The 19,540-nt window shown below is 47.0% G+C and carries 16 protein-coding genes; 7 read left to right on the forward strand and 9 right to left on the reverse strand.

The features are described 5' to 3' along the window. A complete protein-coding gene (locus tag F459_RS0108770; RefSeq protein WP_020612360.1) occupies positions 1-2,859 on the reverse strand; it encodes a M16 family metallopeptidase in 2,859 nt (952 codons plus the stop codon). Between the two features lie 124 nt (positions 2,860-2,983). Here F459_RS0108770 and F459_RS0108775 point away from each other — a divergent pair, with 124 nt between their 5' ends. Further along, on the forward strand, positions 2,984-3,451 hold the full coding sequence (locus F459_RS0108775; protein ID WP_020612361.1) for an FKBP-type peptidyl-prolyl cis-trans isomerase: 468 nt from the start codon (positions 2,984-2,986) through the stop codon (positions 3,449-3,451). Positions 3,452-3,506: 55 nt separating this feature from the next. Here F459_RS0108775 and F459_RS0108780 read toward each other — a convergent pair whose 3' ends face one another. Then, positions 3,507-3,842, reverse strand: coding sequence for an Hsp20/alpha crystallin family protein (locus F459_RS0108780; protein WP_020612362.1), 336 nt, complete (start codon positions 3,840-3,842; stop codon positions 3,507-3,509). A gap of 14 nt (positions 3,843-3,856) precedes the next feature. Beyond that, positions 3,857-4,312, reverse strand: a complete 456-nt coding sequence (locus F459_RS0108785; RefSeq protein WP_020612363.1) for an Hsp20/alpha crystallin family protein — start codon at positions 4,310-4,312, stop codon at positions 3,857-3,859. A 292-nt stretch (positions 4,313-4,604) separates the two neighbouring features. Here F459_RS0108785 and epsC point away from each other — a divergent pair, with 292 nt between their 5' ends. The 6 genes from epsC to F459_RS0108820 all read left to right on the forward strand — a co-directional run bounded on the left by epsC (position 4,605) and on the right by F459_RS0108820 (position 11,360). Further along, entirely contained in the window at positions 4,605-5,507 is a 903-nt protein-coding gene (gene epsC, locus F459_RS22165) for a serine O-acetyltransferase EpsC (protein WP_020612364.1), read from the forward strand. A gap of 4 nt (positions 5,508-5,511) precedes the next feature. Further along, on the forward strand, positions 5,512-6,264 hold the full coding sequence (locus F459_RS0108795) for an HAD family hydrolase (protein WP_020612365.1): 753 nt from the start codon (positions 5,512-5,514) through the stop codon (positions 6,262-6,264). Between the two features lie 95 nt (positions 6,265-6,359). After that, positions 6,360-7,400, forward strand: a complete 1,041-nt coding sequence (locus F459_RS0108800; protein WP_020612366.1) for a LacI family DNA-binding transcriptional regulator — start codon at positions 6,360-6,362, stop codon at positions 7,398-7,400. Positions 7,401-7,572: 172 nt separating this feature from the next. Beyond that, the gene (locus tag F459_RS0108805) at positions 7,573-8,910 is read left to right on the forward strand and encodes an NCS2 family permease (protein WP_020612367.1); all 1,338 of its coding nucleotides are present in this window, start codon (positions 7,573-7,575) and stop codon (positions 8,908-8,910) included. Positions 8,911-8,925: 15 nt separating this feature from the next. Further along, complete coding sequence (locus F459_RS0108810) at positions 8,926-10,641, forward strand: adenine deaminase C-terminal domain-containing protein (RefSeq protein ID WP_020612368.1); 1,716 nt, start codon at positions 8,926-8,928, stop codon at positions 10,639-10,641. A gap of 164 nt (positions 10,642-10,805) precedes the next feature. Further along, the gene (locus tag F459_RS0108820; RefSeq protein WP_020612370.1) at positions 10,806-11,360 is read left to right on the forward strand and encodes a glycine cleavage system protein R; all 555 of its coding nucleotides are present in this window, start codon (positions 10,806-10,808) and stop codon (positions 11,358-11,360) included. Between the two features lie 20 nt (positions 11,361-11,380). Here F459_RS0108820 and F459_RS0108825 read toward each other — a convergent pair whose 3' ends face one another. From F459_RS0108825 to F459_RS0108850, 6 genes are all read right to left on the reverse strand, one after another. Continuing rightward, positions 11,381-12,937, reverse strand: a complete 1,557-nt coding sequence (locus tag F459_RS0108825) for a Na+/H+ antiporter NhaC family protein (RefSeq protein ID WP_020612371.1) — start codon at positions 12,935-12,937, stop codon at positions 11,381-11,383. 103 nt (positions 12,938-13,040) lie between these two features. Beyond that, positions 13,041-13,496 (reverse strand): YhcH/YjgK/YiaL family protein, encoded by a 456-nt coding sequence (locus F459_RS0108830; RefSeq protein ID WP_020612372.1) that lies wholly within the window; start codon positions 13,494-13,496, stop codon positions 13,041-13,043. Positions 13,497-13,547: 51 nt separating this feature from the next. Beyond that, positions 13,548-14,561: a glycosyltransferase family 4 protein gene (locus tag F459_RS0108835; protein WP_020612373.1), complete on the reverse strand. Its 1,014-nt coding sequence runs from the start codon at positions 14,559-14,561 to the stop codon at positions 13,548-13,550. A 3-nt stretch (positions 14,562-14,564) separates the two neighbouring features. Continuing rightward, positions 14,565-16,016, reverse strand: a complete 1,452-nt coding sequence (locus tag F459_RS0108840) for a glycoside hydrolase family 130 protein (RefSeq protein WP_020612374.1) — start codon at positions 16,014-16,016, stop codon at positions 14,565-14,567. A 6-nt stretch (positions 16,017-16,022) separates the two neighbouring features. Beyond that, the gene (locus F459_RS0108845; protein ID WP_020612375.1) at positions 16,023-18,302 is read right to left on the reverse strand and encodes a glycosyltransferase family 4 protein; all 2,280 of its coding nucleotides are present in this window, start codon (positions 18,300-18,302) and stop codon (positions 16,023-16,025) included. Between the two features lie 193 nt (positions 18,303-18,495). Beyond that, positions 18,496-19,539, reverse strand: a complete 1,044-nt coding sequence (locus F459_RS0108850) for a D-cysteine desulfhydrase family protein (RefSeq protein ID WP_026294967.1) — start codon at positions 19,537-19,539, stop codon at positions 18,496-18,498. Between the last annotated feature and the right edge of the window lies 1 nt (position 19,540).

Below are 19,540 nucleotides of genomic sequence, written 5' to 3' on the forward strand. Positions count from 1 at the left end.
CTAGTTCTTAGAAAAATCCTTAGGAAGGAGCACAGCCTCCATACGGTGTTCCGGTCGGAGTATTGTCCCGGCAAGATCCACAAGGCTCTTGTTGTCAAAACGATCCACCAGCTGATCTGTTTCACTCACAGGTTCTGCCGCGAGACCGCCTGTAGCCTCTTGTACAAGGGCCGAAAACCAATAGCCATTCTGCCTATTCGATTCTTCAAGTCCGGCCTTTATAATCTGCTTGGCACGATCAAGGGCCTCTGAAGGAAAGGGGGTGGTTCGATATTTCATAAGGATTTCCTCTGCCTTTTCCTTGAGCTTCTGGCTCCGTTCAGGATCACATCCGAAGGAAATGGAAAAGAGGTACTGGGCTTCCGGTGCATAACGAAAATTTGTTCCGATGGATACACCGTAGGTGCCTCCCTCATTCTCCCGAAGCTCATCCCGCAGCAGAATGGTATAGAGCTCCTTGAGAAGACGCATTCCCACCGCAGTATGACGTGAGCCGTCGAAGCCGCCGCTGAAAAAGAGCTTCACCTGTGCCTTCTGCCCAATCCCGTCGAAGGAACGAACAATACTCTTTTTTTCGGAAAATCGCATGCCCCGGTCCACGGGAGCGGTAGGAGTACTTGCGGGAAGTGCTGCAAGATAGCGGGCAATGAGCGGCTCCAGCTCTTCGTCTTTGGGCAGATTACCGACAAGGATCCAGACAGTACCCGCACCTCCCTTGTGGATCGAGTCGTAGAAGTCAAAGGCCTCCTGAACAGAGGCTTCCCCCTCAACCCTTTTCGAGGTAAGCGGACGGCTACGGGGATGGTCGTCGTACAGCATCTTAAGCACCTGATCGTTAAACTGGGTTTCGGGATCGGATTCTCGATTCTTCAAAGCAGCCGAAAGCCGTTGCACATAGGCTTTTGCCGCAGCATCATCGTAGCGAGGATCGACCACGGAAAGATAGGCAAGCTGCAAAAGTGGTTCCAGTTCCTTGACCCCACAAGTCCCTGAAAGAGCGAAAAAACGATCATCCAGAGAGGCGTTCAGCTGAAGAGCCTTACCGGCGAGAAAGTTGCGAAGGGCCGAGAGGTCATACTCCCCGATTCCTCCTTGTGAGACCAGTGAGGGTGCGAGTATCGCCGAAACATAATTCTCATCATTCGCCAAACTCGCTCCTCCGGGGCTTATCGCTCCGAAAAGAATCTGATCACTTTTATAATCGGTCCGCATGAGCCATACCTGGCTGCCGTTGGAAAGACGTATCTTGGAAACAGGCAGCGAAGAACCGGAATGAAGAGGTTCTTTTTTAAGGATACTTCCCGGGACAGGTTCGTTGCTCAAAAGTGAATCGGGATCTTCAGCAGGCACATACGCCTGAAAATTCGTCTCTTTCGCCTCGGCGACAAGGTGCAAAAGATCATCTTCGCTTGGATAGGAAAGTCCGTCCTTTTCCGGTCCGGTAAGAACGACAACCGGAGCATCCAGAGAGAAAAGCCTGGAAGGAAGTCTCTGTACCTCTTCCCGGCTAATCTCCGGAAGCAAACGCTTTACCAATTCCAGTTCCCTGTTGATCCCCGGAGCCGCATCTCCGTTGAGAAAGAGAGAGACAAGTTCGTCGGCATATCTGGATGAATCGGTAGTATTCCTTTCATCCCAAGCCTTCTGGTAGGAACGTAGCAGGTTCTCCTTCGCTTTTTCCAATTCTCCGGTTGAGAAACCGAGGCTTGAGGCACGACCGGCCTCATAGAGAAGAGCCTCAAGGCCGCCGACAGAGCTTCCTTCATCAACTATAGTTGTCAGGACAAATGCACGGCTTTTTCGATTTACCGGAATCAAACCGCTGTAGCCATAGATAAAGGGGGGATTACTTTCCCGGGTCCGCTCTTCCAAACGATCATTGAGCATGATGGAAAAAAGATCGAGGCCGATTAATTGACAGTAATCATCTTCGGTTCTTAAGGCCCTGGAAGGGGCCAGGTAGTAGAGAGAAACTCTGGTACCTGGCGCCTCAGGGTCGAGGGCCACCACTGCCCTGGCATGAGAGCTGTCGGGAGGTGAGATTGCAATGCGCTTCGCATCACCACGGTGGGGATCCTGAGAAGCGGGAACGGGATCAAACCATGTATGAATCATCTCCTGAGCCTTTGCCGGATCTATATCTCCCACAACAACAACGGCCATAGCCTCGGGTTGGTACCAGGTGTGGTAAAACTCACGAAGAGCCTCGGAACTGGCATGTCTGACGATATCGGGATCTCCGATCGCCAGACGATCGGCATAGAGGCTGCCTTGAAGAAGAACGGGGAAATAACGATCCCGAAGGCGTCCTCCCGCGCCACGTCCGAGACGCCACTCTTCGAGGATGACCCCTTTTTCTTTTTCCACCTCTTCGGGATCAAAGCTTATGTTCGTCGCCCATTCCCGCAGAACATGAATGCCCTGATTGACCACAGATAGGTCATCGGCAGGCACACTCAAGGTAAAAACCGTTTCGTCGGAAGAGGTGCTGGCGTTGATTTCCGGCCCGAACTTCATTCCCACCGATTCCAAGAAGTCGACGATTTTTTGCCCGGGAAAGTCTTTGGTTCCGTTGAAGGCCATGTGTTCGACAAAGTGGGCAAGCCCCTTCTGATCGTCACGTTCAAAGACAGAGCCGGCATCGACAGCCAGTCGGAGCACAATACGATTTTCCGGCTCACTATTGGGCCGAATGTAATAGGTCAAGCCGTTTTCAAGGGTACCGGAAACCACTGAAGGATCAAGGCCCAGCTGGGGAGAAAGTGCATCCTCCCGCGGCACCGTCGTACAGGTGGTACAAAGGGAAACGGCAAAAACCAGTATTGAAAAACCTCGTACAAGGTTACGTATACGTTGCATAAAAACACCTCCGTCGCATCGTTACTTTACCGGCGGGTTTCCTTTTTGTCCATGGTGCCCCTTTCATTTCTGTCTGAGCTCTGATACGGTGGAAAATGTAATCAAATGATAAGGTGGTATATGTATGGTAATTGGCGAGAAGTGTGTGGTCAGCATCGATTACAGTTTAACAAGCGATGATGGGACCCTTATTGATACAAGTGAGGGAAGGGAACCTCTTGCCTTTATTTTCGGATCAGGGATGATCATTCCCGGACTTGAAAAGGAACTCGCAGGGAAGAATGAAGGCGACAAGCTTACGGTAACGGTACAGCCGGAAGAGGCCTACGGGACCTACGATGAAGCACGAATCATCGAAGTTCCAAAAGATCGTTTTGAAGAGACAGATAAACTTACCGAGGGAATCCAGGTCCAGGCACAGCGGCAGGACGGGGGCGTTGAAATTCTGACCGTATCAAAGATAAGCGACGAGAAGGTCATCCTCGATGGAAATCACCCGCTGGCTGGTATGACCCTTCATTTTGATGTAACAATCAACCAGGTACGGGAAGCCACTCAGGAAGAGCTTGACCACGGCCACGTACATCAATAGGCAGCAAAAAGGCGACCCGTGTGGCGTCGCCTTTTTTTGTTTTTGCCTATGCCTTCTAGCTGATTTGGATCTTTCGCGGCTTGACAGCCTCTTTTAAGGCGAGCTCAAGCCGTAATACCCCATTCTCCATAAAGGCATCGACCTTGTCGCGGTCTATGGTCTCATCAAGGGTGAAAATCTTTCGGTAATCGACGGTAATCCGTTCACGGACCAGGGAGTCACCTTCGGGGCTAACGTCACTTCGCTTCCCGTAGATGATAAGCTCGTCTCCGTCGATCTGAACATCGATATCCTCTTTACCGACCCCGGGCATCTCAATCCGGAGCACAACCTTTCCTTCATCTTCGCAGATATCGGTTACAGGATTCCTATAACGTTTGGCATCGTCCATGATACACCTCCTCTCTACTGCACCTTGACGCTGATCTGTTTCGGCTTTACTTCTTCCCGCTTCGCCAACGTAATGGTTAATACCCCATCGGCCATGGCGGCGCTAACCTTATCGGGATCGACACCATCGGGAAGCGAGAGGGTCCTCTGGAAGCTGCCGTTCCAGCTCTCACTGCGGTAGAGCTTCGCACCTTCGCGCTTTTTTTCCTCTTTCTTCTCGCCCTTGACCGTCAAAACATTTCCGGCAATGGAAACATCGACATCTTTTCGGCTAACTCCCGGTAAATCCAGCATGACCTTGAATGCATCATTGGTTTCGGTGATATCCACCGCGGGATTGAAGTGCCGGTCAAAAAGCCCACCGGCGTCTGGATAGGTGAAATCAAACAGCTTATTGATCTCATTCTGAAGCCGTTCGAACTCCCTCCCGGGATCCAGTGCGTTTGCTTTGTTCCATCTTACAAGGTTCATATCTTTGCCTCCTATCTTTGAAGGATATGTTTGCTATTAGTAATTAAGCATATTCCGTGCCAACTATTGATACCTTGTGTAATTCTTTATATTACAAGATATTACATATCGATATCTGCCATCACCACAAAGACTTCACAGAGAACATGAGGTCGAGCTGACACAAAACCAACCCAAAAGAGGGGTAAAATAGAGTAATAATGATACACTACGGTATAAAATGACCCTACTAACCGAGCAATTTTGACTTGACAAGCAGTGCCTCCCTGTGGAGATTAGAAGAGTGAGCAGAATGGAAGATCAGATCGAGGCGTTACTCGAAAGCTATAAGGAAGATAGCGGTACCAATTTCATCGACGATACCGACCTGCCGGTGAACGAGACCATCAAGGAATTAATAGGGGCCCTTCTGGAGCTTCTCTTTCCAGGTTACACGGGCAGGAGAGCGGTCACGAAGCAGAATGTCCGCTATGTTATTGGAGATCTCCTTTGCAGCACCTATAAACAGCTGCATGATCAGGTCCTTCGGGCCTTCCGCCATGAATGCAGAATAGGTGCATGTACCCGTTGCATCTGCGAGAGTAAGGCACAAGAGGCTTGCGGCCGTCTCTTCGACGATCTGGTTTCGATCAGAAAAGCCCTCAGAAGCGATGTTCTTGCGGCCTATGAGGGGGACCCGGCGGCAAAAAGCTATGAAGAGATCGTTATCTCCTATCCGGGTATTACGGCAATCTCCATCCATCGTATAGCCCATCATCTCTACACAAACGGAGTGCCCCTCATCCCCCGTATCATGGCGGAAATCGCCCATGCGAGAACGGGAATCGATATACATCCGGGAGCAGAAATCGGTGATTCTTTCTTTATCGACCACGGCACAGGTGTCGTCATCGGAGAAACCACGATCATAGGAAATCATGTGCGGCTCTATCAGGGGGTAACCCTTGGGTCGGCAAACTTTCCCGTCGACGATGAGGGGCATATCATCAGGGGGAAAAAGCGCCATCCGACCATTGAAGATGATGTCACCATCTATGCAGAAGCGACCATCCTCGGCGATGTCACAATAGGATCGGGTTCGGTCATCGGCGGAAATGTATGGGTCATGGAGGATGTTCCCGCAAACACAAGGGTAACATCGGGAAGGCCCGAGATTAATTTCAAACCGGCCTCTCCTCATCCAAGGATCTACTAAGGTCATGTTACCTTCATTGATTTTTCTTGATTTCGATGGTGTAATCTGCGACTCACTCCCCGAATGTTATCTCACATCACGTCTTGCCTGGGAAAAGCTTAACGGCAGGGCCTGCGACCCTGCCAAGGCCTACAATACCGTGCCGGATACGGACCACGAGAAGACCTTTCGGCTCCTGCGCCCCTTCATCAGGGACGGAGGTGATTATTTGCTTCTCCAGCATGCCCTTTCACAGGGAAAGGCGCTTACCAGTCAAAAGAATTTCGATCAATTTGCCGAGAGTCACAAGGCGTTTCACAAAGCATCCCTGACGCTCTTTCAGGAATGCAGGGCAGAACTGCTCGACTATGACAGGTCCAGATGGTTTAACCTCAATCCGCTCTTCGATGGAATTCCTTCCCTGCTTAGCCTGGCCGGCCATGGCGCAGGTTTTATTCTTTCTACAAAACCCGAACATTTCATACGGGAAATTCTCCATCACCACGGAATCACCTGGCAGGCAGATCGCATTATCTGTTCCGGCAAGCGCCCAAAGGTCGATATCATCACCGAATTACTTGAGAAAGGCGAATCAACAAGGGCCTACTTCGTAGACGATCAAATCGATCACCTACTCTATCCTCACGACGAACGCATCACATGCCTCCTGGCTTCCTGGGGCTATATCTTTCCTCAGTGGCTCGAAGAAGGATCCGTACCCGCCGTTTCACTCAGCCAGCTGGAACTGCTTATTAGGAAAGCTGATAAATCTGTTTGACACCACTTTCCCGGTGAATTTTTATTGACAGTCAATAAAGGGCGTTTTATAATGCTCTCCAAGTAAAGCGCTTAACTTAATGGGGTAGCATTATAATGGATACGGGTCCTAACCTAAAGGATATCGCAAACGCTGTTGGGGTATCGAGTGCTACTGTTTCATTATATCTGAATGACCCCTCAACCCACAGGGTAGGTAAAAAAACAAAAGAACATATCGATGAGGCTATGCAGGACTTGGGATACAGGCCCAATCTTTTTGCCCGCAGTCTCGCTAGCGGTTCAAGCCACATAATTGGAATAATAAAGCCAACGCTGCGCCCTATTTTCTCAAACTGCTTTAACAATGTAATTATTGCGGGAATTCAAGATGCCCTTTCCGTGGATCATTATAGTCTGCTTTTTTTCCCAAGCAGCGGATCTACCTCAAGCGAAGTTGTCAAGTTTCAAATATATCAAGGATACGGTTGTGATGGTTATATCCTGTTTGGCAGCCGGTTCTGTTCACAGCAGGATATTGAGAAAAATATCAAAACGTTACAGCATACTGGAAAACCATTTGTGACGGTAAATATACCTGAAATGCCTGGGGATATTGCTCAAATTATTGTACCGGAACTCTCCAGCATAAGTGGGATCAACTACCTTTTTGAACGCGGACATCGGCAAGTACTATTGTTATTAGGTAGAAAAGAAGGAATTTTCACAAAGAAAATTCTATCTGCTTATGTTCTTCTGCTCAAAAAGTACGATATTCCGTACCGAAAGGAAAATGTTTTGTACGGAGATTATAGTAAAACTGAAGCTTACCAAGCAGTGAAAACAAGAATTGACCATGGACCCCAGAATTTTACGGCACTTTGTAGTATGTCCGATTACATGGCGGTTGGAGCTTATGAAGCTTTAAGAGAGACAGGCCTTTCCATACCTGAAGATATTTCAGTAGTGGGAAGGAATAACTCCGATTTCTCTACAGCCCTTTCTCCAACCCTCACGACAGTTGAACTACAAATGGAGAAAATAGGTTCTGAAGCAGCAAAACTTTTACATCGACTCATAAAAGGAGATAATCATGAACGGATATATCTTGAATCGAAATTGATAATACGAAACTCTGTTTACCCTTTAAAAGCTTAATAAAAGAAAAGGAGCAGTAGCGGTCTGTTTGCAGGCCGACCGCCACTGCCGGGGAATTCCCCTTATATTAACCAGTTCTATTAATATAAAGGCTGTTCTTCCTATGGTCAATGAAGAGCATTTAGGTTCCCCTTCTTTTATTTATAAAAACATCAGAATAAGGAGGATGCCTATGAGCATTGCAACTGAAAGTAAAGAAAGACCAAAAGGAATCTCTCATTATTTCCGTTTCACTGAAAACAATACAAATCTTAAAACGGAGATTATTGCCGGTTTAACAACATTTGCAACAATGGTTTACATTGTTGCTGTTGTTCCTGGAATGCTTGCAGGGGGAGGAGTTCCTAAAAACGCAGCGTTAAGTGTTACTATCTTGATGACAGCTATTACAACCATAGTAATGGGGCTCTATACGAATCGTCCGTTTGTTCTTGGACCAGGACTCGGTAGCGTAGCCATTTTTAGCTTTACACTCCTTAAAGATGGAATTCCTCTCTCCATTGCAGCGGGGATAGTTTTTTTAAGCGGTGCAGTATTTATCCTCATCAGTTTTCTTGGAATTCGTGATTTTGTTGTAAAAATCATCCCCTCAAGCGTTAAAATAGCAATTGGCGCAGGTATTGGCTTGTTTATTGCCAATCTGGGGTTCAGACAGGCAGGTATAGTTGTTGCCAATGCAAACAAAAATGTGCTCAACTTTGGCGACCTAACATCTTCTACGGTCTGGTTGGCAGTTATAGGTTTCTTTCTCATTATCCTTTTTGAAAGCAAAAAAGTTAAAGGGGGCATGATTTTTGCAATCATCTTAACGACATTGCTTGGCATACCCATGGGAATAACCAAGCTACCCCATTCATTTGTAGCGATACCGGGAAGTATCCGTCCTATGGCTTTTAAACTGGATATTCTCAAAGCCATCAACATTCGTTATCTCCCTTTTTTCTTTGCATTTTTCATTCCTGATTTCTTTTCAACCTTAGGAACGCTTCTTGGAGTGAGTGCAGAAGCTGGCTATTTAGATAAAAACGGGAATTTGCCAGGAATTGAGAAGTGCTTTTATGTAGATAGCTGCGCAACAAGTTTCGGAGCACTTTTCAGTTGTCCTGTTATGACAACATATATGGAAAGCTCTGCAGGAGTTGGCGCAGGAGGCCGTACTGGATTAACAGCGATTGTGGCAGCAGGAGCGTTCCTTGCCACATTCTTTTTCTCTCCCTTATTTCTCATGATACCTTCAGCCGCTACAGCGCCAGCACTTATGTATATCGGAACCTCTATGCTTAAATCTACAGCCAAGATTGACTATTCTGATTTTAATGAATTTTTTCCAGCTCTTCTTTGCATAGTCTTGACTCTTTTTAGTTTCAATTCCGGTAACGGTATTGCAGCAGCAATCATTGTATATGCCTTCCTGAAACTTATCAGTGGGAAGTTCAAAGAGGTCCATTGGAGTCTCTATCTTATTGCTTTACTCATGATTTATTACTTTTATATTGTCGCGACGACATAGGAAAGGTATGCAGACATGAATGTAGATCTATTGCTCACAGAAGCAAAAGTCTTCAATGTGTATCTGAAAGAGTGGATGGTGGCTGATGTCGCCATCCATCAAGGAAGGATTCTCTTTGTAGGAAAGAGTTCCGGCCTGGAACTTTCTGCCCACAAAATTCTTTCCTGCCAGAAATATCTTCTTGTTCCTGGTTTTATCGATATCCATATGCATATAGAAAGCAGTTTTCTTTCACCTCGCCGTTTTGCAGAGGCAGTTCTTCCTCATGGAACCACCACGGTCGTAAGTGAACCCCATGAGATGGCAAACGTATTTGGCATTGAAGGAGTCCGTGAAATGATTAAAGCCGGAGAAGGAGCTGCCATTGATATTTATTATGGGGTTCCTAGCAGTGTCCCTTCAACGAATTCGGATGTAGAAGGAACCGGCGGTGTCATTGATTTACATGAACTAAAAACGCTAATGGAAGAAGAACCCAAGATTGTCTGCTTAGGTGAGGTAATGAACTACATAGATCTTGTGCAGATGAAAGAAGGGAGAGCCAGAAACTTTACTAACTTTATGCGCAAAAATTATCCATTTCGCGCCATTGAAGGACATGTTCCTCAAATTGAAGGATTTGATCTTGCAAAGGTCCTCTTTGCCGGTGTCGATTCTGACCACTGTTTACAAACGCCATCAGGGATAAAAGCTCGAGCAGAAGCAGGCATGTTTATCGAAATTCAAGAAAAATCTATAACCCCTGAAAATATGGCCATTCTCAACAATCAAAATATGGATGGACGTTTTGCTTTGGTTACAGACGATGTGTCGCCAGATACGTTACTCAAAAAGGGTCATATCGATCACTTAATTCGAAAAGCTGTAAAAGCAGGATTACGTTTCGAATCTGCCATTCTTGCTGCGACCCGATCACCGGCAGAACGAATAGGATTTAGAGATCGAGGGGCTATCGCACCTGGCAGGATTGCTGATTTTGTCATGTTAAACCAGCAATCTTCAACGGACATTTCTATTAATCAGGTTATAAAGGGTGGGAATCTTGAAATATCCGAAAAAGAAACCTCTTTGCAAGAGAAAAAATTCTTTTCATTGCCCTTTTATACCTCCATAAACAAACTTTCTTGTAAAGAAAATTTGTTTTCAATAAAAGCTCCTTCTGAAAAGAAAATTCAATATTGCAGAATTATAGTGAAGAATAAAATAAACACATTTACGAAAGAAGATCACCAACCCATCCCGGTTCAGAAAGGGAGGTTAGCTTGGCAGAAGAGAGACCTTAATTTAGTTACGGTTTGCAATCGCTACGGTTCACAAGTTTGTGCACAAGGGCTTATCGGTGGAACAATTATTCGAGAAGGCGCTTTTTGTAGTAGCTATGCTCACGATCATCACAACATTCTTCTTGTTGGAGATAATCCAAACGATATGGAGTTTCTTTTTTCGTGGTTACAAAAAGGTAGTGGGGGAATAGCCTTTGCTTCGAAGGGAGCAATTGTAGCAGAACTATCACTCCCTGTCGCAGGGCTTCTCAGTGAAGCTCCTCCTCATGAGGTAGCAAAAAGGAGCGAAGCAATAAGAGAAGCTTTGCTCAGGCATGGATTTGAACACCCGAATCCCATCATGAGCCTTTGCACGGTTACGCTTCCTGTCAGCCCTTCACTAAAAATTACAGATAAAGGCTTAGTGGATACGTCGAAAGGGGAAATTGTGTCTTTGTTTGTTAATTAATGGACTGTAACACTCTCCACTAAAGCTGATAAATCTGTTTGACACCACTTTCCCGGTGACGTAATGTATTATATTCCTTTTTTTCGTGGAAAGGCTAAAAGAAAAGAAGACCTTGGCCGAATAATCGGCATACTTGATCTTGCAATAACGGAGGAACAATAGAGATGAAACAAAAGGAAAAGCACTATCTTGTCATTACAGCCATAGGGGCGGACAGAGTGGGTTTTGCCGACGAGCTTACAAAGGAAATCCTTTCGCATAACGGAAATATCGAAGAGAGTAAGATGGCGGTGCTCGGCGGTGAATTCGCATCGCTGGTTTTAGTATCTTCCGAAGATCCCAAGGCCATCGCAGGATTGGTTGATGCACTCCCATCTTTCGGAAAAGAACGGGAAATCAGCATCTTTTTGAAGAAGACAACGCCCCCTCACAGCAGAGAAGAACGGATTGCTTTCCGTTTAGAGACGGTTTCTCTCGACACCCCGGGTATCGTCCATGCCGTTACATCGATCCTTAAAAAGTACGATATAAGCATAGAGGATCTGGAAACCGATACTGCCAGCGCCCCCATGACCGGTGCAAGGATATTTCACATGAGGGCTATCGTGACCATCCCGAAGCGGGTTTCACCAAGAAAAATCAAGGAAGAGTTCGAAGAGCTGGAATCGATCCAAAGCCTCGAAATCACCCTTCATCCCCTTTCCGTTTCGACCGAATAGAAAGGGGAGCCGGCTGCCTCTCAGAGTTCTATCTTTTTTCCCAGAAATCTGACGATCAGGATGAGTATGGCGGCTCCGAAGGGCAAGAGAAACCACACAGGAACGCCAAAACCCACAGGGAGAAAACCGAAGAGTGCGGAAATCGAGGCGGCTGTTGCCGCATAAGGGATTTGTGTCCGTACGTGGCTGATATGATCGGCACCGCTTGCCATGGATGAAAGGATGGTTGTATCGCTGATCGGACTGCAGTGGTCACCAAAAACGGCACCGGTAAGTACTGCACCGATGCTTGCGATTATGGTAGGCGTTAAGGTTCCGTCGGCACCGGAAACACCGGCTGCTACGGGAATAACAAGGGGCATGAGGATGGAATTGGTTCCCCAGCTGGTTCCCGTTGCAAAGGCGACCACCATGGCAACGATGAAGGTAAGAAGCGGTACAACCTTCCCGGAGAGAATTCCTCCGGTCACCGCGACAAGCCACTGGGCCAGCTGCATTTCACCGATAACACTCTTCAGAGCAAAGGCAAAAGCAAGAATAACGACGGCAATCAGCATCGAACGCAAGCCCCCCATCCATGAATCCACCGCAGAGCTGAGGGAAAACTTTCTTTTTACGATACCGATGAGGATGGCGGTAATGGATCCGATAAACGCCGCCCAGGTGAGCACCACCGATGCATCGGCATTACCGAAAGAATCGATGATCCCCTTCCCCGCTTCGTGCCCGTTATAGTATAAGCCGAATACCGTGACAAGAATAAAGACAATAATGGGGATGGCGGCATCCCATACCGAGCCGACGCAGCCCGCATCGGGAAGAATATCCTTATCCTCAACAATCATCGGTGTAGTTCCTTCTTCGTAAACGGCTCCGGTTTTTCGGGCCCGAAGTTCCGCCTGATACATGGGGCCGAAATCCTTCTGAGAAATGATCAGCGTAAGGGCCAGAACTATCGAGAAAATGCTATAAAAACGAAAGGGAACGGATTGAAAAAAGACCATCAAGCTGTTGGCTTCCACATTGATACTCTTTAGCCCCGCAGCAATCAAACCCAATTCCATGGCAATCCAGGTTGAGACAGGGGCCATAGAGCTTACCGGAGCAGCAGTCGAATCGACAATATATGAAAGTTTTTCCCTGCTGATGCGATAACGATCGGTGATAGGGCGCATGGTATTTCCGACAATCATTGAGTTTGCGTAATCATCAAAAAACATGATAATCCCCATCAAGGCCGTCGATAGCTGCGTAGTCCTTCCCGACCGTGCCTTGAGAACCACCGCATCGGCAATCGCCTTGGTTCCGCCTAATTTATTAATGACGCCGACCATGCCACCGATTACCAGACAAAAGACGATAATACCGATGTTCCAACTGTCGGCGAGTGAATTATGTACCAGATAGGTGCTGAAGGTGTCCAGCAAACCAAGAAGAGGATTCCACCCTGCAATGATCGTAGCCCCGGCCCAGATTCCAAGCACGAGCGAAACAATCACCTGGCGGGTTACTACCGCAAGAATAATTGCCAAAGCAGGTGGAATAAGGGCAAGGGCACCATACGTAAAGCCGTCCATGTAGACTCCTGTTGTCTAAAAAATAATAAAGTTATCTTTATAACATATTGTATCTATAGACACAACAAAAGTCTTTAACGGGTTCTGGTGACTAATTGGGAGACTAATCGGAAGTGGCCACCTTCACGATGATCTTTCGCATATGGCCGGTTGCACCAAGGGGTGCATGCATATCTGAAGGGAAAAAAAGAAAAAAGGCACCGGCCGGGGCGGGAAACCAATGGCGAACGGGAAGCTTTGAATAGAATTCTATATCTTTATCCGGATCGTAGCCGTCTCCTATCGTTCCCGGCGAAAGGGGATTCCAGCCCATGAGATCTTCTCCATAGACCGTATATTGGATGTCGATATACCTTCGATGCGTCTCCAACACGGCGGCATCACAGCCCTTTCCTTCACCGTCGAGGGTAAAGGCGTATAGCCTATCTCCGTCGATATCAATCCGGCCCGAAGGCAGCTCGTCAAAGCTGCTTACTTTCGACAAAAAAGAAAAAGCCTCTTCAAAGCGTTTGTGACATCCATAATAAACGTGTGCATTATGCAGCGTATCAATGATCATAGGATTTCATGCTCCCTTGAAAAAATTGGTTAGGCAATAATAGCGTGCCAGTCATATGGATGCAATCGTCTCATATACATGCACATACTCATTTGCCATTCGTTCCTTGGTAAACCGCTTTTCGACAAGACGACGACATTGATATCGATCAATACGATCCAATTTTCCGACACATTCCACCGCCTGCTCAACCGAAGAGACAAGATAGCCGGTCCTTTCGCTTTCAATCAGCTCGGGCATACTGCCTCTTGCAAAGGCTATGACCGGGGTTCCACATGCCATGGCCTCGACAACGGAAAGGCCGAAGGGCTCATTGAATTCTATGGGATGAAGCAAAGCCGCTGCCGATCCTAAAAGCGCATCGCGTTTTTCCGGGCCGACACTACCGAGATAGCAAACCTCTCCCGATGTGATCGAAGGTTCAACATAGCGGTGGAAGTATTCTTTGTCCTGAATAATACCAGCCATAAGCAATTTCTTTCCACTGAGCCTTGCGATCTCAATGGCCTCCCTCGCCCCCTTATCGGGGTGAAACCGCCCAAAGAAAAGAAGGCGATCCCGCTCAGGCTCTCTTCGAAAGGTAAAATGCTCTAAATCTATACCGTGGTAGATCGTCGCCACATAAGAAAGATCCGGATTTCTGTCGGCATTGCTGATGGAGACATAATAGTTACTGTGGTTGTACTTTCTGAAGACCGGCAGGATCGAAGGAGAGGAAAAGCCGTGAATCGTCGTAACGACGGGTGTGGAGACTAAGGCGCTGTAGGATAAAGGCAGAAAATCAAATTGATTGTGGATGATATCGAAGTCCTCGGCATGCTCGAAGCATTCGGAAATATGAAGGCATTCCCACACCTTCGCGTTCATGTCGGGATCCTCTTCATAACCGCGGTCGCAAACGGCGCGCAACGTTGCAGCGGTTACGGAGTCACGGGTAGCGAACAGCGTGACATCTATGCCGAGACGGACCAGCTCTTCGGTTAAAAGAGAAGTAACCCGCTCCCATGGGCCATAGTGCCGTGGTGGAGTCCTCCAGGCTATGGGTGCAAGCATTGCAATCTTCATGATCTACACCATGGCATCAAGAATTTCTTTGACATCGGCGAAGGCAAAGCCGGTAGCATAATCCGACATGGCATAGGGAATGAGGAGTCTCTCCTTATAGCGCAAGGCGCCACAGGTGTAGACGACGTTGGGGACATAGCCCTCGCGCTCATTCTCGTTCGGTTCGATCAGAGGTTCTTTTAGCCGGCCGATAACGTTCGTCGGCCTTTTCTTATCCAGAAGGAAAGCTCCGATACAGTACTTCCGCATCGGCCCCACTCCGTGGCTGAGCACAAGCCACCCCTCATCCAATTCTATCGGGGAACCGCAGTTTCCGACCTGTACAAATTCCCAGGGGAAGGTGGGGTGTATAATAAGTTGGGGATCATACCAAAAATTGATATTGTCGGAGTACATTACATACAAATTTTCGTTGTCCTGACGGGAGATCATGGCATACTGCCCGTTTATTTTTCGCGGGAAAAGTGCCATTCCTTTGTTCTTTGCAGCAGGGCCGTTCAAAGTGATAAATTTGAATGAGATAAAATCTTCGGTCTCTATCAGCTGGGGTAAGATCATTCTGCCGTCGAAAGCGGTGTAGGTACCATAGTAGCGACGCCCCCCATCATCATCGTAAAAGAGAACAAATCGGGCGTCTTCAATCCCGTTACTCTGGCTTGGTGTCAAAGGGAAGATAGCCTTTTCCGAAGTCCGCTGTTCCGGTCTGAAGCTGACGGCATAATTGGAGTAAGCCAGGGTCAGCATTCCGTCTGAAGTCACATCTGCCTCCTGGGATGCAGGAGCCCTCCGCTTGGCACGCTCCACCGCATCGGAGAGTTCCGCGAGGGAGAATTGATCTTCCAGCTTGGATAAAACACCTGCGCTGAAGCTGTTCTCACAGTTTAGTTCGGCAAGCTTTCGAGTAAACAATGTCTTATCATAACTTTGCCAAGGAATCCGTTTCGGCTGTGTCACGTATGGGGCGGGACGCCTCAGCCGTAAGGTAAAATCATCGGTTATCATCCCCTCGCGGAATACAATAGAAGAGATATGCCCCTCGCCGATGGCACGAAGGCTTATGATGAATCTGATCGCACCCGCCGGAAGTTCGGACTGATCGGGATGAAGAACGATAGACGGATTGAATAAGGCGGCCGATTCAAGAGAATATTCCTGAGTAAAATAGGCCCCGATCAAAAGCCTTTGTTCCTCGCTCAAAGGGGCATCGGTGATGGTCCACTGTTTTACCATGGTAAAATGTTCAATCAGCTCTTCAAGAATATTGTGATGACGGTCGGCAAAATCCGCCAAAACCTTTTCAAGTCGGACATGGACCTCGTCTTTGCCGAGAGACATCACCCTGCTTATGGTCCTATAACGCTGGTTTTCATCCCCGGGAATAAAGGGACGAATCAATACTCGGTCATGGGAAGGCCTGAGCACAAATTTTAATCGTTGCACTTCCACCTTGTTCACGAAACCCTACTCCTCAATAAAATTTGTATAGTGAAGCTTTTTCTGGTCCGCCAGAAATCCCTGCATATATAAAAGAGAAAGGAGCCAGGCAAGTGTCGATTCGGCTCCCTCGTTCATATTCGGCCCATCCGGGGTAAGTCCGTCCCGGCATCCGCCGGTCGTATAATCATACAGAGGCTCCTTAAGATCGTTCTGACCGAGGAACCAGTTAAAGGCCATATCGGCGGCGGCTCTGTATCGCTCTTGCCCACTCATGTTGAAGGCAAGGAGGGTCGCCTCCAGCATTATCTGGGCCTCTATAGGCTGCTGATCAAACCTGGCTTTTTCGCCTTCGGGACGATACCAACCGTTGCTTCCAACCGGAGAAAAGTGATCGTCCTCTTTCTGAATATCGATGAGCCAATCAAGGCATCGATATCCGGTCTCAAGCATATCCTTTCTATTCATCCACTGTCCGGACAGGAGAAGCGCCTGAGGGATTTTTCCGCTTGCATAGGTAAGGATATCCCCCTTAAGCCAGGGCCATCCGGAATCGTCATCATGGTCAAAGTGATCAAAGAGCGTGACGGCAAGCTTATCCCGTATTCTCCTTACCTCACTATCACCGGAGAATCTGGCTAAGTAGGCATGGATACCGACAAGTGCGAAGGCTATGGCTCTGGGATGTTCAAGGGCCTCAAGCATACTTATTCCCTTATGAAACAATGTTGTGCTTAATGCAAGGCAGCCCGCTTCCCGAGAGAGGGCCGAACAAACACCAAGGCCCCATAGGGTCCGTCCCTGACTATCTTCCGCCCCTTTCTCTTCCAACCATTGCCTGTCGTAATCCATAAAATTACGAAACCAGCCGTTTTTTTCGTTATAGGCATAGTTTATAAAGGAAAGGTATTTTTTCTGCAGCCGAACCAGTTCGGGATCTTCCGGCACAAGATCCTGGGCCATCACCGTGACGATAAGGGCCCTGGCATTGTCGTCGATACAATAGCCGAATTGCCGCGAAGGAACGGTAAACTCCGCATGCTGAATCAATCCGGTATCGTCGGTCATGGTCTTAAGATGGCTAAAATCAATCTCAGGCAGACTTGACTCGTCCTGTTCCAAATTCTTCGTCTTCAAGTAGAAACGTGATTTGCAGGCCCGCTCGGCCTTTACTTCGTTACAGACATTGATATAGTCGACAGCAACCTGGCTCCAGACTGCCTTTCTCGAAAAGGTATACGCCTTTTTTCTCATTGTATTGCGCTTGATATCGTCGTCGAGCAAAGAGATCACCTCATTCGCCAGCCCCTTCGAGTCCTTAAAATCAACAAGAACTCCCCGGCCTTCGGCAAGCATCTCTTTTGCATACCAGTAAGGAGTTGAAACAGTGGCTTTCCCGACCCCCATGGCATATGCCAAGGTTCCCGAGACAATTTGGGATTCGGAAAGATAGGGGGTGACATAAATGTCACTGGCAGCCAGGAATTCACATAACTCTTTAATTTCCACAAAACGATTGAAAAAGATAACATGATCATCAACCCCGCGAAGCCGGGCAAGGCGCTGAAGATTGTGGCGATACTCTTCGCCCGAAGCCTTTCTGACATGCGGGTGAGTAGCACCTACTACAATGTAGACGGCATCGGGATGTTTCTCGACTACCGCAGGAAGGGCCTTGATCATCGTCTCAATCCCCTTGTTCGGAGAAAGCAAGCCGAAGGTCAGGATAACCTGCTTTCCTTCCACACCGAACTGATCTTTGTAAAAATTCGGATCGATGAAGGGCATATCAGGTATCCCATGGTGAATAAAGACAAGCTTCTCCCTGGGAATATGGTAGATATCAGTAAGAAATTCAATGCCTTTTTTCGACATCACCATCAATCGAGAAGATAAGGCCGCAATCTCGGTAAGAACATCTTTCTGTTTTTTCGAAGGTTTTTCGAGTACAGTATGGAGCGTCGTAACAATAGGCATTCGAAGGTCCCGTAACAGCGAAATAATATAGCTTCCGGCCTCTCCTCCATAGATCCCGTATTCATGCTGTAGGCAGACCACGTCAATTTGGTTGATATTAAGAAAATCGGCCGCAAGCTTATACTCGCCCGCTATGTTCTGATTTATCTCAAAATGGACCTTTTCAGGATAACGGTACCCCTCCGGGATATCGTTAATCGCAACGCTCCAGCAATCAAGCTCCCCATCAGCCCCGGAGAGCGCGTTTACAAGGTCGGTGCTAAAAGTAGCAATTCCACACTTTCGCGGTAGATAATTACCGATAACTGCAATCGATTTCGTTCTTTCCATTTTGTAATATACCTCCTCCAGAGAAATCCTTTTGCCGAATTCTCATCTCTCTTCTCGAGGTAGAAAATATTTTGCCTCAATATTCACAATATAAGCAAAAGTTGTTACAAAAAAAAGAGAAGGAGGATATTATTTGTAAGTTTATGTGATTATGTATAATTAAAAGTAAAACTAATTGTATCAAAGCTCATTCTTAGTTAAAAATATCTCCTACCAATCGTTTATCACCAAAAAGGGCAGCACAGCCGCCAGTGTGCCAGAAACAAACCTTACTTCCTTTTTTTATTATCCCTTTTTCAATGTAATCAATCATCCCTGCAACCGCTTTTGCCGTATAGACAGGATCAATAAAAAGGCCTTCATGCTGTGCCAAAAGCTTTATGGCTTGTGTTGAGATTTCAGAAGGTCTTTCATATGCCTCGCCACAATAGCGTTTGTCAATTGAAATATCTGTAGGCTTACAGGACTGCTCTATACCTAACAAGAATGCAGTCTGGTTTGCAAGATTGATAATCCTATTACTGAAATCATCGTCGGTTTCCCCAACTGTAAAGCCAACCAGTTTTGTTTCAAGGCCTAATGCCTTTTTTCCGACTGCAAGGCCCGCCATGGTTCCACCTGACCCAACCGCACAAAAAAGGGAATCAAACGCCTTCCTTCCCATCTGTTGCTCATTTAATTCCATAATCCCACGAACAAAGCCGACAGATCCTATGGGAGTCGCACCACCACCAGGAATATCATAGTAAGTAATCGCTTTACTTTTCAGACCCTCTTTGTATTCGTCGGCCTCTTTATTTCTTCCTTGCTTTGCCTCAGTAATATTTGTATAATCTGAGAGCCTAACAATATGACATTCCGCCCCCAAAAGTCTATCCAATAGATAGTTACCGTTGATATTGCTTGAAGAGGATTCGTCGAAATGATCAAGCAAGAATAAAACAGGCTTAAGGCCATAGCGACGACACACTGCTGCTGTTTGCATTGCATGATTCGATTGTAGTGCGCCATATGTTATAACTACTTCAGATTTTTTTGACAGTGCATCTGCTAAAAGGAATTCCAACTTTCGTATCTTATTACCACAGAAAGCATTATATCCTGCAAGATCATCTCGTTTAAAATAAATTTCAACGCCTAACATCTTACTTAGATTTTCCAACTTTTGAAGCGGAGTTGGATAAAATCCAATATCGAGTCGACTCAAGCTATTAAAAAGCCCATCAAAAGTATTCATA

This window comes from Sediminispirochaeta bajacaliforniensis DSM 16054 (assembly GCF_000378205.1).
GTDB classification, from domain to species: domain Bacteria; phylum Spirochaetota; class Spirochaetia; order DSM-16054; family Sediminispirochaetaceae; genus Sediminispirochaeta; species Sediminispirochaeta bajacaliforniensis.